8 protein-coding genes are annotated in these 16,971 nt (G+C 69.3%); 2 read left to right on the top strand and 6 right to left on the bottom strand.

Annotated elements, in window-relative coordinates; translation table 11 throughout:
- Position 1: 1 nt before the first annotated feature.
- The 5 genes from mbtD to ACZYZ7_RS23190 are packed head-to-tail and all read right to left on the bottom strand — an operon-like array spanning position 2 to position 9,397.
- The gene (gene mbtD / locus ACZYZ7_RS23210) at positions 2-2,998 is read right to left on the bottom strand and encodes a mycobactin polyketide synthase MbtD (protein ID WP_463741911.1); all 2,997 of its coding nucleotides are present in this window, start codon (positions 2,996-2,998) and stop codon (positions 2-4) included.
- Entirely contained in the window at positions 2,995-4,323 is a 1,329-nt protein-coding gene (locus tag ACZYZ7_RS23205; RefSeq protein WP_463741910.1) for a beta-ketoacyl [acyl carrier protein] synthase domain-containing protein, read from the bottom strand. The genes mbtD and ACZYZ7_RS23205 overlap by 4 nt, the downstream gene beginning before the upstream one ends.
- Positions 4,313-5,059: a thioesterase II family protein gene (locus ACZYZ7_RS23200; RefSeq protein ID WP_463741909.1), complete on the bottom strand. Its 747-nt coding sequence runs from the start codon at positions 5,057-5,059 to the stop codon at positions 4,313-4,315. The genes ACZYZ7_RS23205 and ACZYZ7_RS23200 overlap by 11 nt, the downstream gene beginning before the upstream one ends.
- Positions 5,056-5,823: an AMP-binding protein gene (locus tag ACZYZ7_RS23195; RefSeq protein WP_463741908.1), complete on the bottom strand. Its 768-nt coding sequence runs from the start codon at positions 5,821-5,823 to the stop codon at positions 5,056-5,058. Before ACZYZ7_RS23195 ends, ACZYZ7_RS23200 begins: the two co-directional genes overlap by 4 nt.
- A 52-nt stretch (positions 5,824-5,875) precedes the next feature.
- Positions 5,876-9,397 carry a non-ribosomal peptide synthetase gene (locus ACZYZ7_RS23190; protein WP_463741907.1) on the bottom strand — a complete coding sequence of 1,174 codons (3,522 nt, stop codon included), beginning with the start codon at positions 9,395-9,397 and terminating at the stop codon, positions 5,876-5,878.
- Between the two features lie 94 nt (positions 9,398-9,491).
- Between ACZYZ7_RS23190 and ACZYZ7_RS23185 the strand changes: the two genes are divergently transcribed.
- Positions 9,492-11,144: a (2,3-dihydroxybenzoyl)adenylate synthase gene (locus ACZYZ7_RS23185; RefSeq protein WP_463741906.1), complete on the top strand. Its 1,653-nt coding sequence runs from the start codon at positions 9,492-9,494 to the stop codon at positions 11,142-11,144.
- A gap of 43 nt (positions 11,145-11,187) precedes the next feature.
- On the top strand, positions 11,188-11,718 hold the full coding sequence (locus ACZYZ7_RS23180; protein WP_463741905.1) for a DEAD/DEAH box helicase family protein: 531 nt from the start codon (positions 11,188-11,190) through the stop codon (positions 11,716-11,718).
- Here ACZYZ7_RS23180 and ACZYZ7_RS23175 read toward each other — a convergent pair.
- Positions 11,708-16,918, bottom strand: coding sequence for a type I polyketide synthase (locus tag ACZYZ7_RS23175; protein WP_463741904.1), 5,211 nt, complete (start codon positions 16,916-16,918; stop codon positions 11,708-11,710). The two genes, ACZYZ7_RS23180 and ACZYZ7_RS23175, sit on opposite strands and share 11 nt — an antisense overlap.
- Positions 16,919-16,971: the final 53 nt, after the last annotated feature.

Here is a 16,971-nt window from a genome sequence, read left to right as displayed (position 1 = left end):
GTCAGTCACGCGAAAATGCTTCCTTTTCAGGTCTTTCCAAATGCCCGATCAATTCGGCAGCGGTGGCGCCACCGAGGATGGTGGCCAGCGGCACTGATCGTCCGGTGGCCTTCTTGAGCTTCTTGCGCAGGTCGATTGCCAACAGTGAATCGACACCGAGATCCAGCAACGACATGTCGAAATCCAGTGCGGTGGTGTCGGCGAGCTTCAACACGGACCCCAGTGCGAGCCGCATCGCGCCCGTGGCATCAGCCGCACCGCTGTCCGCCGTCTCGGGGGTGTCCCCGGCGGCCGCAACGGACCGTTCTTCGGTGTCGCCGAGGAACGTCCGCAGCCGGTTGGCGTCGGCGGTGAACACCAGCGGATCGGCCGGGTAGTCGCGCAGCCCGGCCTCGACCGCAAGGTCGGCCGGCATGGCTCGCAGCCCGGACCGTTCGACCTTACCGACCTCAGCCGCGTCGATGATGCCGTCGCCGGGCCACAGTCCCCACCGCACCGCGGTGCAGTGCCGGCCCTCGGCCCGCAGCTGCCCGCCGAGCGCGTCCAGCAGCCGGTTGGCGGCCGAGTAGGCGGCGTGGCCGTATCCGCCCCATAGGCCGGATACCGAAGAGCACAACACGATCCGAGCGTCCGGGCGCAGCGGCCAGGCGGCCGCCAGGTTGGCCAGCCCGCTCACCTTGGCCGCGAAGGTATCCCGCACCGTCGCGCCGGTCAGCTCGCCGCCGGGGGCGACGTTGGCGGATGCGGCCGCGTGAATCACCAGCGATGCCGGGCCGATCGCCAGCTCGGCGATGGTTGCGGCGATCTGTGCCGGGTCGGTGAGATCGCATCGGGGCGCGACGATCTCGGTCCTCCCGGCCGCCAGTGCGGCGACCTGCTGATCTTCCAGCCCGCTGCGGCTGAGCAACACGATGCGCCGCGCCCCCTGCTCGGCCAGGTGACGGGCATAGTGCAGGCCCACCGCACCGGCTCCGCCGGTGACGACTACCTCGTCGAAGATCCCGGACTCCGAGGTCCAGGACCGGACGTCCGAGGTGTCGTCGCGCATCCCCCGCTGCCAGAGGGTTGGCCCGGAACCGGTGTCCCGCAGTGCGATATCGCTCGCGGTGCTGAGCATGGCGGTGATGGCGGCGGCGGAGGCCGCGCCGAGGGTTGTGGGCGGCAGGTCCAGGTGCCGGAACGTCTGGTCCGGATGTTCGTAGCCCAGGCTGCGGTGCATCGCGGCCAGGGCGGCGGCCTCGGGCCGCGGCGAGTCCTCGTCGGAGACCTGCTCGCCACCGACGGTGACCAGCCACACGTCGCGGGTCTCGGCGGCGATCGCCTCGACATAGCCGAGCAGGCCGTCATCGATGCGGCGGCTCAAGGTTTCTGCCGCAGTCACGGTGTCGGCTTCGTCTGACACCGGCGCCACCACGACCAGCAGGTCGGCGTCGGCAGGGGCGGCAGCGGTGGTTTCGGTGATCTCCTCGATCGCCCGGTTCAGTGCGGCCGCCGGTCCCTGCCCGGCCGCCAGGTCCAGCACCGCGACGCGGCGCGGCCCGGCCGGTGCGTTGAGCGGGGACACCTTCTCCCAGTACTCCACACCCACCGTCACGCCGGCGACCGCAGGCAGCGGTTGCGGTGTCGCCCAGAGATGTTCGGCCCGCATCGGCGCGAACGGGAAATCGCGAAGCGATGTGGCGCCGTGGTTCGGGAGGTCGTCCCAGCGGTAGCCGGTGTCGGCCATGGTCACCGAGACGATGTTGGCACTGAGCCGCTCGGTGATCGGTTCGTCGCGCCGGCCCGACCCGACCATCACCACCGGAGGGCCGGTGAGTTCGGCCGCGTCGTCGAGCAGATCCCCCATGGCGAACAGCAGCGCCGGATGTGCGGAGAGTTCCACGAAGATCCGGGCCCCGCGCCGGGCTGCCGTCTCGATGGCCCGGTCGAAGCGCACGGTGCTGCGAAGATTCGTGTACCAGTAGTCGGCGAAACCGGTACCGGCCTCGACCACGTCAGCGGTGGCCGAGCCGATGAACTGCACCGGCGACTCACTGAATTGAGCTGCGGGAAGCATCGATTCGAGCTCGGCGCGGGCCGCGTCGAGCGCGGTGGTGTGCGCCGGGAACCACATCTCGATTTCCTTGGCGAACGATCCGCGGCCGGCGACAGCGGCCACGGCAGCCGCCACCGCATCGGTTTCCCCCGACACCGCGACCGATGACCGTGAGTTCACCACCGACAGTTCGAGCCAGCCCGGTGTCTCGGCCACCACTTTCGACGCTTCGTCGGGGGTGATCCCGAGCACCGCGACCCGGTAGGGACCCGTCAACCGGTCGAGCACGGTCGCGCGGGCGACCACCACGGCCACCGCCTCCGGCAGGCTGATGCTGCCGGCCACGTAGGCCGCCCCGATCTCACCCAGACTGTGGCCCACGGTGATATCGGGCAGCACACCGCAGGAACGCCAGACCGCCGCCAGCGCCACACCGTGGACGAACTGGGCGCCCTGAATCTGCACCTGGGAAAAATCGTTGGTGACCGCACCCGAATCCGGCTCGGCCAGTAGGTAATCCAGCGGGGAGGCCGCGCCGGCAGCGTTGAACTCGGCCGCACACTCGTCTACCTCGGCCCGGTAGACCGGAAGCCGGTCATAGGCCTGCACACCCATCGAGGGCCACTGGCTGCCCTGGCCCGGGAACACGAACGCGATGCGCGCACTCGAACCCGCTGCCGCAGACCCGCCCTGCGCCCGGGTGACCAGCGGATGATCGGCGTCCTCGGCCAGTGCACGCAGACCCGCCGCGAGTTCGTCACGGTCGGCCGCCCGCACGGCAGCGCGGTGACGACGCAGACGCCGCGTGGACGCCACGGTGGCGGCGACGTCGGCGGCGCTCACCCCGGGACGCGCATCCAGATAGCGCAGGATGGCGGCGGCATCGGTGCCGATCAGGTCCTCGGCGTGCGCGCTGAGCAGGACAGGTATGCGCCCGTCGGGCAGGGCGTCGACTTCGGTCATGCTGCGGCCTCGGGAACCGAGATGATCGCGTGGGCGTTGGTGCCGCTCATCCCGAAGGCCGAGACCGCACCGATGCGCTGCCCGTCGACAGCCGGCCAATGGGTCAGCTTGGTGGCCAACCGCAAACCCTGTTTGTCCCAGTCGATCTCCCGGCTGACCTCGTCGACGTGCAAGGTGGCGGGGATGGACGCATGCCCGGCGGCCAGGATGACCTTGGCCAGGCCAAGCCCGCCCGCGGCGGCCTGCGAGTGACCGACGTTCGATTTCACCGACCCCAGCATGGCGCCGCCACCCGGGGCAGTCGCCCCGTATGTCTGTGCCAGCGAACGTAATTCGGTGCGGTCGCCGAGGCGGGTGCCCGTGCCGTGGCCTTCGATCATGCCGACGTCCTCCGGTCGCACTCCGGCCTGCTCGATCGCCTTGGCGAACAACCGCTGCTGGGCGCCGCCGCTGGGCGCGGTCAGACCGGTGGTCTTGCCGTCCTGGTTCACCGCGGTGGCGCGCACCTCGGCCAGGATGCGCCGACCGTTCCGTAGGGCCGCGGATCGGCGTTGCAGGACGAACATCGCCGCCCCCTCGGCCCACACTGTCCCGCTCGCGTGTGCGCTGTAGGGCCGGCAGTGCCCGTCGTCGGACAACGCGTGCTGTTTGGAGAACTCGACGAAGTACCCGGGTGTGCCCATCACGCAGACACCTCCGGTCAGCGCCATGTCGCAATCCCCCGCCCATACCGCGGCCACGGCGGTGTGAAACGCGGTCAACGCCGACGAACACGAGGTGTCGATGGTCAGCGCCGGGCCGCACAGATCCAGCGTGTAGGCGATCCGGCCGGAAATGACGCCCAGCGAGGTACCGGTGATCAGATGACCGCTGTGGTGGGAGAACTGCGACAGTGCCGGCCCGTACTCCAGGCCCGACGCACCGACGTAGCAGCCCACATCGTGCCCGGCCAGGTCGTCGGGGTTGATGCCGCTATTCTCCAGTGCGCGCCATGCGATGCGCAGTCCGACGCGTTGCTGCGGATCCATCGCCACCGCCTCACGCGGTGAGATGCCGAAGAACGCGGGATCGAACACCGCTGCGCTGGAAAGGAACCCGCCGAGGTCGTGAATCCGCTTGAATCCGTCACGGCGGGAGCCGTCGAACAGCTCGCGCACCGACCAGCCCCGATCGGTGGGAAAGCCGCCGAGCGCTTCACGTTGCTCGGTCAGCAGAGACCAGTAGCCGTCGGCGGTGTCGATCCCGCCGGGAGCCTCCAGCGCCATCCCCACGATCACCACCGGATCGACGGCGTCCAGCCCGGGAAGCTGGTGGCTAGAGCTCATTGACCAGCTCCGCCACATCCTCGAGTTGGGTGTTGAGATAGAAATGTCCGCCGTCGAACGTCGAGCACGTGAAGGCCCCGCCGGTGTGAGATTCCCAGCGCCGCAACATGTCCTCGCTGATGCGGTGGTCGCGGTCGCCACCAAGGGCATAGATGTCGGAGGCGATCGTCACGTCGGCCTCACACGAGTACCGGTTGAACGCCGCGTAGTCGGCCCGCACCGCCATCAGCAGCAGTTCGACGAAATCCTCGTCGGCGAGCAGCGCCTCATCGGTGCCGCCGAGATCGACCATCTCGGCGAGGATCTCGGACTCGGCCATCGGCAGTGCGGGCGCGGCCGCCACGGCCGACGGCGCCTCGCTGGCCGACACCCAGAGGGCGTCGATCGCCACACCGTTGCGTTCTGCGATCCGCGCGAATTCGAAGGCAACCACGGCGCCCATGCAGTGCCCGAACAGCCGGATCGATCCGATGCCGGCCCAATCAGCCGCGTCGAACAGATCTTTGGCGAGATCGCCCACCGTAGGTGCGGCCGGATGCGACAGCCGGTCGCCGCGTTGCGGGTATTGCATGACGTAGGCGTCGGATCCGGCCGCGGCCAGCGCCATCCCGAATCCGCGGTAGGCCACTGCCGCTCCGCCGGCGTGCGGGAAAATCAGTGTGGCTGTTGAACTTTGAGACCCTGGATAGCGCTTGACCCAGGGTTTGACAGTGATCTGGGTATCCGGCGGCGTCACGACGGCACAGCGGTGTCGAGAGCGGCCACCGCATCCCGATGCCGCACGGCGAGGGCGAAGCCATTCATCCCCCGCTCGAGGTTGCGGCGCGGCGCATCGTCGGCGACGACGATGCCTGCGCCCGCGGTCAGTGCCACCAGCACCATCAGGATCGGAGCCGCAGCACCGGCAGCCGCGAACGCGCCGATACGGTCATCGCCGCTGACGCCGAGCCGGCCGATGAGTTCCACGACCGCGTCGCGAGCGGCAGCGTGCGTCACCACCGCGTACCCGCTGTCATCGACCGATCCCAGGAATGCGGGATCGGCCGGCCCGGAGTGCACCGGGCTGACGTCACATGCCCGGGCGCCGATCCGCAGCGCCTCGGAGACGGTGAGCGCGGGCAGCCAGTTGGGCGGTCCGTCTCCCGTGAACAACGCCATGCGTACGCCCGTGTGGTCGAGGACGGGCTCGGCCGGCTCGGCGGTGTCGATCAGGACACAGACGCCGCCTGCCGCCAGGATTCCCAGCGTGGCGATCACGGTGTCCAGCCCGGTGGGCCCCACAACGGCGACCCGGTCTCCGACGCGCACCCCGGCCACCGCGAGCGCGCCGGATACCGACAGCGCCTGCTCACGCAGTTGCCCGTAGGTCCAGCGGGTTGTCGGTCCGGTCACCGCGATGTCGTCGGGCGCGACCTGCGCGTGCGCGAAGAACCCCTGGTGCAGCGGTTCGGCCGCCACTGCGTGCATGGTCTGCGTAGTCGTGCGACTCACGGCGTCCACAACGACCTCCTGACGATAAGCAAAGCCTGCCCTAACTGAAGTAACTCTAACCTTAGTTGCCGAACGCGGGTTCTGGGGCCGTGCGTTCCAACTCGGACGCCACATCGGCGCTGTCCATGCCCGCGACCTCGAGATACAGCTCGGAAACCAACTGCAGACGGTCCGATCCCGCCTCCCGGCCGGCCAGCAGCGCGGCCATCTCGGCGACCGTTCGGGCCGCGAAGACATCTGCGACCATGACGGTCGAGGTGTCCAGCCAGTCCCTGATCCGCGCCACCAGCTGGGTGCCCAGCACCGAGTCCCCGCCGAGCGCGAAGAAATCGTCGTCGGCACCGACGCCGGACTGCTTGAGAACGTCGCCGACGATCGCGCACAGGGCCGTTTCCAGCGGGTCCGACGGCGCCCGGTACCCCCTGGCCTCGGGGGCGCCGACCGCCGAGAGCATCCGGACTGCCGCCGTGCGGTCCGTCTTGCCCCGGGCGTAGGGAATCTCGTCGGCGACCAGAAGCACCTGCGGAACCATGTGTGCGGGTACCAGCTCGGCCAGTGCCGTCCGGATGACCTGAGCGACCGTCTCCGCATCCCTGCCGGCCTCATCCGCCCGCACCACCGCGCCGAGCAGATCGTGGCCGCCCTCGACCGGCACCAGCACCACTACCGCCGCATCCACACCGGGAACCCGGCACAAGGCGCCCTCGACCTCACCCAGCTCGATACGGAAGCCGCTGACCTTGATCCGGTGATCGGCCCGGCCGACGAATTCCAGTGTGCCGTCGGGCCAGGACCGCACCAGGTCCCCGGTGCGGTACCAGCGGCGCCCGTCGTACTCGACGAACCGTTCAGCGGTCAGGTCAGGACGGCCGCGGTATCCGCGGGCGATGCCGCGACCGCCGACCCACAGCTCACCCGGAACCCAGTCGGGGCAGTCCTGGCCCCGAGCGTCGACCACCCGGCAGCAGTTGTTGGTCAGCGGGACGCCGAACGGCACCGAGGTCCAGTGCGAGGGCAGCGCGTCGTCACCGGATCCGACTTCGAAGATCGTGTTGTGCGTCGCGGTCTCGGTGGCTCCGCCCAGCCCGGCGAAGCGCACCCGCGGCGACGCGGCGCGCAGTGCACGCACCAGGTCCGGACGCACCCAGTCCCCGCCGGTCGGTACCACCCGCAGCGACGACAGGGATTCACGCGCTCCGCCGGCAGCCACGAGCATCTCCAGCCAACCGGTCAGGAAGTGCAGGACGCTGACCTGGTGCTCGTCGATCAGCTTGACCCAGACGTCCGGATCGCGGCGGTGCTCCTCGTCAACGACCACCATCGAGCCACCCGAGCGGAAAGTCCCGTAGACGTCGATCACCGACAGGTCGCACTCCAGGTGGGACAACGCCAGACAGCGATCGGCCGGCCCGATCTCGAAATGGTCGTTGATGAACTCGATGGTGTTCATCGCCGCGTCGTGGGTGATCTCGACGCCCTTGGGCTCGCCGGTGGAGCCCGACGTGAACAACACGTACGCCAGATCTTCCGGCTTGACCTCGATCGGCTCGAAATGTGCCGGATCGCCGATGATCTCGGCGTCGGCAACGGTCAGGTGCGGCAGGTGGGGATGTTCCGACCCCGAACCACAGATCAGCGCGAAGTCGACTCCCCCGGTGTGCAGGATGCGTGCCGCCCGGTCGGCCGGCTGATCCACCCCGACCGGCAGATACGCGGCTCCGACCATCGAGACGGCCAGCAACGCGATGACCTGCTCGACGCTCTTCGGGCCCAGCACCGCGACCACCTCGCCCCGGCACACGCCGCGGGACTGCAGGGCGGCCGCCACGGCCAGCACCTTGTCCTCCAGCTCGCCGTAAGTGAGATTCCCGGCGCTGCTGAACACCGCGGGCGCCTCCGGGGTGGCGACCGCGTTGGCCAGGAAACCGGTGTGCAGCACATCGCCGCTGGGCGCCGAGGCCGTCGCGTTCAGCTCGGCCCGCACCCGCCGCTGCTGCTCCGAGGCCGCGGGTGCATCAGGGGCATCCCAGGCCGCGTCGTCGGTGGCCAGGCGGCGCAGTTCGGCCAGGTGGTAAGCGAACATCGCCTCGGCCACGCCGGGTCGGAACGCCTCGACCCGGACGTCCCAGTTGATCATCAGGCCTTCGGCGATGGGGGTGGCCTGAGCGTCGATGAGCACCTGGGGTCCCTGCGAGATGGTCCAGACCGGCGCGCCGAAGTGGTCGGTGACGTCGCCGGCGAACAGATCGCCCAGCCCGAGCGCACTGGTGTAGACGATGGTGGCCAGCGTCTGGCTGCCACGGTGCCGGCTCACGTCGCGCAGCACATCGAGACCGGACACCGAGGAATGCGCAGCGGTGGCGTGCAGCGTCTCCTGCACCACCCGGGCCCGGGCCGCGGCGGTATCGGCTCCGGTCAGGTCGATGTCGAGCAACAGCGATGAGGTGAAGTCACCGACGAGCTTGTCCACATCGGGGTGATACGGCTCCCTGCCGAACATCGGCAGGTTGAGCAGGAACCTGGACTGGGTCGACCAGTGCGCCAGCGCATTGGCGTATGACGCCCCGACCGCCATGGCCGGGGTGATGCCACGCCGGTGGGCCGCCGCGAACAATGCGTCGCGGGTCGGCACGTCGAGCGTCTCCCACAGCCGGATGCTGCGGTGCGGGTTGCCCTGATCGGACAGCGGAACCAGTGGCAGCACAGGCGGATCCGGCAGATCGGGCACGCGTTCGGCCCACCACTGCAGATCTTGCTCCGACGGCGGCGGCACCGAAGCCGTCAGCTGGGCCCGGTATTCGCGGTAGGTGTAGTCGAGATCCGGCAGATCGACGCCGCGGTACAACGCGGCCAGATCCGCCATGAAGTTGCGGTAGCTCACCGCGTCCGCGCACTGCATGTCCATGTCGACATGGAGACGGCTACGTCCACCGGGCAGCAGAGACAGGCTCAGCTGCAGCACCTCCTCGTGCAGCATCTGATGGGACTTGGATTTCCTGGTCAGCTCCAACTGCGCTTGTGCCGCAGCCTCATCCAGGTCACGTAGGTCGTACACGGTGACGGGCAGCGGGCGGTCACCGATCCGCTGGGTGCCGTCGGGCAGGATCTCGACCCGCAGCATCGGGTGGCGCGCAGCAAGTTTCGCCGCCGCCGTCTGCAGTCGCTGCGGATCGACACCGGCACCGTCGAATTCGACGTACAGGTGGGCACCGACTCCGCCGAGCTGCTGATCCTGGTTGCGGCCTATCCAGAAGGCGTGCTGGATGGGCGCCAGCGGGAAGGGTTCGCCGTCATCACCGGCGGCCCCACCGATTTCGGGACCGGGGTCCTGGGTCGGGGCGTCCGGGGAATGCTCGGCGACCAGGCCGATCCAGGCGGCGACGGTGGGATTGGCCGCCAGGGCGGCGAATCCGACATTGATGCCCTGCTTACGCCAGCGGCCCGACAGCGACATCATCCGGATCGAGTCGAGCCCGGATGCGATCAGGTCGGCGTCGGGATCGACATCGTCAGGGCTGACCCCCAGGAGTTCGGCGACCTCGTCGCGGACCGTCCGGGAACTCGTCGCCACCACGCTCACCATCCTCCAAACAATTAGTAAAGGCTGCCCTAACTTAGTGGAGGTTACCCTATATTCGATCTGCCGACACACTTACCCAAGGGGAGTCAGAACACCGATGACCACCGGTTTTGACCACGAACAGGCCGAGCTGGCAAACGGATTCGCACCGTTCCCAGAGGACCGCGCCAAGGTGTACCGCCAGGCCGGGTACTGGCAGGGCAAAGCGCTCGACAGCATCCTGCGCGAGGCCGCGCAGCGTTGGCCGGACAAGCCGGCCGTCGTCGACGCCACCGGTGGCCACACCTTCGCCGAGTTGGACGCACTCGCCGATCGCATCGGCGCGGCACTCGCCGCCCGGGGCATCGCCCCCGGCGACCGCGTCCTGGTACAGCTGCCGAACACGCGCGAATTCGCGGTCGCCGCTTTCGGCTTGCTTCGCGCAGGGGCGGTCCCGGTGTTGTGCCTGCCCGGTCACCGGTCGGCCGAGTTGGGGCACTTCGCCGAGGTCAGCGGAGCCGTCGCACTGGTGATCCCCGACATCATCGCCGGATTCGACCACCGCGAGCTGGCGGCTCAGCTCGTCGCCGAACACCCGCGGTTGCGTCACGTCCTCGTCGACGGCGACCCCGGCAGCTTCCAATCCTGGTCGGCCCTCAAAGATTTCGATGACTCGGGACCGCCGAACGTCACCGTCGACACCAGCGGTCCGGCCGTACTCCTGGTGTCCGGCGGAACGACCGGGCTGCCCAAGCTCATCCCCCGCACCCACGACGACTACCTCTACAACGCCGCGGCGTGCGCACAAGCCTGCGAAATGGTGCACGACGACGTGTATCTGGCGGTACTGCCCGCCGGGCACAACTTTCCGTTCGCCTGCCCCGGCCTGCTCGGCTCCATGACCGTCGGGGCAACGACCGTCTACACCGATGACCCCAGCCCCGAATCCGCCTTCGCTCTGATCAACAGCCACGGCGTCACGGTGACCGGACTCGTCAACGCCCTGGCCAAGCTGTGGACCCAGGCCTGCGACTGGGAACCGATACTGCCGACGTCACTGCGCGTGGTCCAGGTGGGCGGATCACGGATGTCCCCGGAGGAGGCCCGCTTCATCCGTCAGGGGCTGAGCCCGGGACTGCAGCAGATCTTCGGAATGGCCGAGGGAATGCTGAATTTCACCCGGCCCGGCGACCCGGTGGACGTGGTGGAGAACACCCAGGGCCGGCCGATGTCACCGCACGACGAGATGCGGGTGGTCGACGAGGACGGCCACGAGGTTGCGCCCGGGCAGGAAGGGGAGCTGCTGGTGCGCGGCCCCTACACGCTCAACGGTTATTACCGCGCCGAGGAGGCCAATTCCCGGTCCTTCAGCCCCGACGGGTTCTACCGCACCGGGGACCGGGTCCGGATCTTCACCGACGGGCCGCGCGCGGGCTACGTCGAGGTGACCGGCCGGATCAAGGACGTCATCCACCGTGGCGGCGAGACGGTGTCGGCCACCGACCTCGAGGACCACCTGCTGACTCACCCGGCGGTGTACGCGGCTGCCGCCGTGGCGCTTCCCGACGACTACCTCGGCGAAAAGATCTGCGCTGCGGTGGTTTTCAAGGGCGCACCGATCACCCTGGTCCAGCTCAACGAGTTCCTGGACCAACGCGGGGCATCGGTTCACGCCCGGCCCGACGTGCTGGTCCCGATGTCGACGCTGCCCACCACGGCGGTGGGCAAGGTCGACAAGAAGAAGCTCGTGACGTCGCTGCCCCTCGGCTGAAAATGTCTCGCGCCTGGCGCCGCCATGGACGACACTGCCCGACATGACCAGCGAGGTGGTATTCATCGGCGGGCGATCCGGGACCGGCAAGACCAGCACCAGCTTTGAGATGCACGCCCGGTTGAGCGTCGCGGGCGTCTCTCACTGTCTGATCGACGGCGACTTCCTCGACATGGCTTACCCCGCCCCGTGGGAACACAAGCTCGCCGAACAAAACCTCGCAGCGATGTGGGCAAATTACCGCGCACTGGGCTATCGCCGGTTGATCTACACCAATACCGCCTGCGTGCTACCAGACGTCGTCGAACACCTCACCACCGCGATGGGCGACAAACCCACCGTCCTCACCATCCTGCTCACCTGCACCGATACCACAGTTCGAAAACGTCTCAGCCAGCGCGAAATCGGCTCGACACTCGATCAACACCTCGCGTCCAGTTCCCACATGGACGACCGCCTGCGGGCCGGCGCCGCGGCCACAACACACCAGATCCCCACGGACGGTCGCACCGTCTCCGATATCGCCGCGGAAATCATCAGCCTGACAGGCTGGGCGCCCACCGCTACGCCTTGACCTCACAGCCCATCCCAGCCTCCAGCAGCTCGATGATCCTGGCCGTCACGGCGGCTGCGGTGGGATGCTCCCACAACAGGGTCGGCGGCAGCGACAGCCCGGTCTGCTTCTCCAGCTGGCGGCGCAGCCGCACCGTCATGATCGAGTCGACGCCCAATTCCACCAGTGGCAGGTCGACGTTCACGTCGGACTCCGCGAGCCCCAATTGACTTGCCACCGCGGTCAACACATGGGCCGCCACCTGATCGGGATCGAACTCCCCCGTGCTCGACGAGGGCGGCTCCGATGCGTCGTCGGGTTCTTCCTCGGGTGCGACATCCGCAAGGATCGGCACCGCGGCGGCCGCGGGAAGGATTGGTAGCACCACGACGTTGGCCGCATCCTCACGCATCGCCAGGTCGAGCGCGCCCATCGCGTCGTCGGCGCCGACGGTGCCCATGCCGAGTGCATCGAGTTGAGCCGCCACGAACTCCGATGCCGAGCCCATCCCCAGCCCACGCCACGCCGTCCAGGCGACGGCGGTGGTCCGGTCGCCCAGACTGCGCCGGTGCCGGGCCATTCCGTCCAGGAACGAGTTGGCGCAGCCATAGGCGCCCTGCCCCGGGAACCCGGCCAGGTAGCCACATGACGAGAACAGCACCATCCAGTCGAGCTGCTCGGGCGGGAACACCTCGTGCAGCACGAGTGTCCCCTGCACCTTCGGATGCATGGCGGCGGCGAACTCGTCGGATGTCGTGTTCATCAGCAGCGCACCGGCTTCTACGCCGGCGGCGTGGATGACACCGCGCACCGGCGGCAGCGGGCGCAACACGTCCCGCAGGGCGTCGGCCGATCCGGGCGCACCGACGTCGACCGCGGCGACGGTGACCGACACCCCACGATCCTCGAGTGCGGTCACCGCACGCACCGCCGCCGACTGCTCGCCGGCCGCCCAGACCGAACGGTCACCCAGGCCCGAGCGGGACAGAAGCACGAGACGGCGGGCACCGAGATCGGCCAAACGCTGAGCCATCCGCAGACCGAGCACGCCGGTGCCGCCGGTGATCAGATAGGTGCCTCCCGGTGCGCACCGCATCGGGCTCGCCTGCACCGTCGCGGCCGAAACCGAACCCGAAGCGGAGAGGCGGGCGGCCAACGCCAACCCGTCGCGAACCACCAGCACACCATGTCCGGCCAGCGACCCCAGCGCGTCGAGTGGCAGGCGTCCGTCGGCCACGTCGACGACACCGCCCCACAACTGCGGGTGCTCGGCCGCGGCGACCCGGCCCAGACCCCACAACGGTGCGTGGGTCACGTTGGCGCCCTCATGGACGCCGACGGTGAGCGCCCACAGCCGCGCCGACAGACCCAGGCGCTGCTGCAGGGCCAGCGTCCCGGTCACCAGGTCGACGGCAGCCCCGGGTGAGTCATCATCGCGCGGCAACACCAGCACGACCGGGGCGTCGCCGAGTTCGCTTGGTAATGAGCCGAATTCGATGCTCGACTCCAGTTCGGCGGGGTCTTCCACCGCCAGGTAGGGCACGGCGGCCGCGGTCAGGTCGTTGACCGCGGTTTCCAGCCGGTCGACATCTCCGCCGACCAGCACCACGCCACTGGGCGACCGCCCGCCGCGAGCCGACACCGGATGCCACGACACCTGGTGCACGATCCGGCGGACGTCGGTCGCCGACGCAGCGCGCCCCGGATTCTCCAACTCCTCGAAGGCCATCCCACCGATCGACAACAGCACCGACCCGGACTCGTCGGTGATCGCCACGTCGGTGGTGGTGGTACCGGGCCTGCGCCGCACCGACAGCATCGCGGTCGCCGGCGGCGCGCCAAGTACGTGCACCCGTTCGATCCGGGCAGGCATCCGCAGCCGCGGCGGGCCGTCGAAGCTCGTCGAGGCGGCCGAGGTGGCCGCGTCCATCAGCGAGGCCCAGGTGCTGGGCTGCGCGCCGTCGGATCCGGAGCTCACCCGGGCCAGCAGTTCGCCTTCACCGCGGCGCAAATCCTTGATGTCCCAACCGAATCCCATGGCGGCAACCCCGAGTTCGGCCAGGGAGTCGATCACATGCCGCGCCGGCAGGGCCTCGGTGCAGCGCGCACGGGCCGCAGCCAGGTCGATGGCCGGTGCGCCACCGTCGTCCGCACCGTCATCGAGGGCGACCACCGCACTGCTGTGCGTCAGCCACCCGCCGCCCTGGTCCTCGGTGGCATCCGCCAACCGCGAGGCCAGGGTCAGCTCGCGGTCGGCCAGCACCACCTGAAGATCGCGGGCGCGGGCCGGGGCCACGGGCGTGCGCAGCCGGATGTCCGTCAGCCCGGCGCCACCACCGGCCGCCGCCAGGAAGGTATTCAGCAGTACTGCGGCAGGCACGATTTCGGTGCCCTGTACCGGGTGGTCGCCGGGGTAGGGCCGATTGTCGAAGTCCAGCCGGGTCTGCCACATCCGGGTGGCGACGGTTCCTGCCACGTCGGTGCGGCCACCCAGCAATGTGTGGCCGGTGGTGTCGTGCACCGCCCGCCCGCCGGGTGCGGCGGACGGCACCCGCCAGAAGTGCCGGTGTTGCCATTGGGTGACCGGGAGGTCGGCGGCCCACGGATCAGTCTCGGCGACACCATGTTCGACATCGGCGCCGTGGCAGTACAGCGAGGCGACCGCGGTCGTGACGGCCGTCGACTCGGGCGCGTCACGACGCAGCAGCGGGATGACGGCGTGGTCGTCGACGCCCAGGTGCAGCAGCGTCTCGACGATCGAGTGCGACACCACGGGATGGGCGGACACCTCAAGGAACAGCCGGTGTCCGTCCTCTGCCGCCGCCGTGACGGCCTCGGCGAACCGGACCTGCCCGCGCAGGTTGCGCACCCAGTAGTCGGCGTCCCTCGACGCAGTGGAGCGGGGATCGGGCAAAGCCGTGGTGTAGAGCGGGATCACCGCATCCCGGGCCGGATCGAGCCCGGCGACGTTCTCGGCCAGGGCGCCGGTCAGATCGTCCATCGCAGGACTGTGGAATGCCACGTCGGTATTCACCCGGCGCACCACGATGCCCTGCTCACCCCAGGACTGGCAGACCTCCTCGACGGCGTCGGTGAGACCCGAGATGACACAGGATTCCGCCGATGCGCTGATGGCCGCCACCACATCGGTGCGGCCGGTCAGCCGCTGCGCGGCCTCGGCGAACGGCAGACGCACCAAAGCCATGGCACCGCAACCCATCACGGATCGGAAGCCGCGGGCCCGGTAGCAGGCCACGGCGGCGCCCTGACGCAACTCGAACACCCCGGAGACCACGCAGGCCGCCACCTCGCCGACCGAGTGCCCGATCACCGCGGCCGGACGCACTCCCCGCTGCTCCAGTACCGCGGCCAGTCCGACCTGCATCGCGAAGGTGAGCGCCTGGATCCGGTCGGTGCCGCCGAGCTCTCCCGTGCTCAACGCCTCGCGCGCGGAGAACCCGAGCTCGCGCCCGAATACCTCGTCGACTTCGTCGATGACACGGGCGAAAGTTGGTTCGGCCGTGAGCAACTCACGGCCCATTCCGGCCCAGTGCGAACCGTGCCCGGAGAACACCCACACCGCGTCGGCGACCTGACCGCCCGGAAGTTCGCCGGTGACCACCCCGGCGCCGGAATCCCCGCGGGACAGTGCGTCGAGGCCGGCGATCAGTTCATGCCGATGTTCGGCGACGACCGCGGCCCGGACCGGTTCGTGCGTACGCCGGGTCCACAATGTGGCGGCCACCGGTGCCAGGTCCTGATGGCCTGCCCGCAGATGATCGGCCAGCGCTTCGGCCTGGCGCGCCAGCCGCTGCGGAGAGCGCGCCGAGATCGGGATGATCACCGGACCGGACGCGTGCCGCGTCATGTTCTGTTGTGCCGGAGCCTCTTCGAGCAGGACATGCGCAATGGTACCGCCGTAGCCGTAACTGCACACCGCGGCCCGGCGCGGGGTATCGGTGCGTGCCCAGGGTTCGACCTCGATGGGCACCCGAAGCCCGCTGTTGGCCCAGTCCACCGCGCCGGTGAGTTGCCGCAGCCCGGCGGTGGGCGGGATCGCCTCATGATGCAGGGCCAGGACCGTTTTGATCAGTCCCATCACGCCGGCGCCGCCCTCCAGGTGGCCGATGTTGGGTTTGACCGACCCGACGCGGCACCGGTCCGCCTCGACCCGCCCGACGCCGTACACCTCGGCAAGAGCCCCCACCTCGGTGGGATCGCCTGTGGGAGTGCCGGTTCCGTGTGCCTCGATATAGCCGACACCGGCCGGGTCGACGCCTGACATCGCGCAGGCGCGGCGGAACATGTCCGCCTGCGCGGCGCCGTTGGGCGACATGATGCCCACCGTGCGCCCGTCCTGAGCCGTGGCACCACCACGCACCACGGCCAGGATTCGGTCACCGTCGCGTTCGGCGTCCGCAAGTCGTTTGAGCACCACCACGCCGGCGCCCTCACCCCGCCCGTAACCGTCCGCGGCGGCATCGAAGGTCTTGCACCTGCCGTCGGGGGCCGTGGCCCCGGCCTCGTCGAGGACCCGGGTCAGGCCCGGGCCGATCAGCGCGCTGACCCCGCCGGCCAGGGCCAGCGACGTCTCGCCGGCACGCAGCATCTGGCAGGCCTGGTGCACCGCGACCAACGAGGCCGCGCATGCGGCGTCCAACGCCACGCTCGGACCACGGAGATCGAGCAGATGCGAGACCCGGTTGGCGATGCCGCACAGCGAGGTCCCGATGCCGGTCCACGCGTCGATCCCGGGCAGGTCTTCCATGATCAATTTGCCGTAGTCGTCGGAGTTGACGCCCATCAGCACCGCGGTGTCGCTGCCGGCCAGCGCCCTCGGCGACACCCCGGCGTGTTCGAGTGCCTCCCAGCTGACCTCGAGCGCCAGCCGCTGCTGGGGGTCCATCACCTCGGCCTCACGCGGTGATACTCCGAAGAACTCGGCGTCGAAGCCGGCCAGATCATCGAGGAAGGTGCCCAGTCGGGTGACCTCGCGCAGCACCGCGGCATTGCGCGGATCACGCCGCAGGTAAGGCTCCCAGCGTTCTTTGGGCACCTCGGTCACGTGGCTGCGCCCCTCGACCAGGAAGTTCCAGAACTCCGCCGGTGTCGCAACATTGCCCGCGACGCGGCAGCCGACGCCGATCACGGCGATCGGTTCCGGAGGCTTGCCGCCGGCGTAGCACCTGGGTGAATGCCGCCCGTCGTGTGTCACGCTCATCCTCAGCGAGCACCCCCGCGGGCAAACCAAGAGTGGCTAGCCTTGCCTAAGTT

The organism is Mycobacterium sp. IDUB_17, assembly GCF_055419465.1.
This window is presented reverse-complemented; position numbering and strand designations above follow the sequence as displayed.

Excerpts from the sequence above, each read along its gene's own strand:
- mbtD (WP_463741911.1), bottom strand. The coding sequence starts at position 2,998 with ATGACCGAAGTCGACGCCCTGCCCGACGGGCGCATACCTGTCCTGCTC.
- ACZYZ7_RS23205 (WP_463741910.1), bottom strand. The coding sequence starts at position 4,323 with ATGAGCTCTAGCCACCAGCTTCCCGGGCTGGACGCCGTCGATCCGGTG.
- ACZYZ7_RS23190 (WP_463741907.1), bottom strand. The coding sequence starts at position 9,397 with ATGGTGAGCGTGGTGGCGACGAGTTCCCGGACGGTCCGCGACGAGGTC.
- ACZYZ7_RS23185 (WP_463741906.1), top strand. The coding sequence starts at position 9,492 with ATGACCACCGGTTTTGACCACGAACAGGCCGAGCTGGCAAACGGATTC.
- ACZYZ7_RS23180 (WP_463741905.1), top strand. The coding sequence starts at position 11,188 with ATGACCAGCGAGGTGGTATTCATCGGCGGGCGATCCGGGACCGGCAAG.
- ACZYZ7_RS23175 (WP_463741904.1), bottom strand. The coding sequence starts at position 16,918 with ATGAGCGTGACACACGACGGGCGGCATTCACCCAGGTGCTACGCCGGC.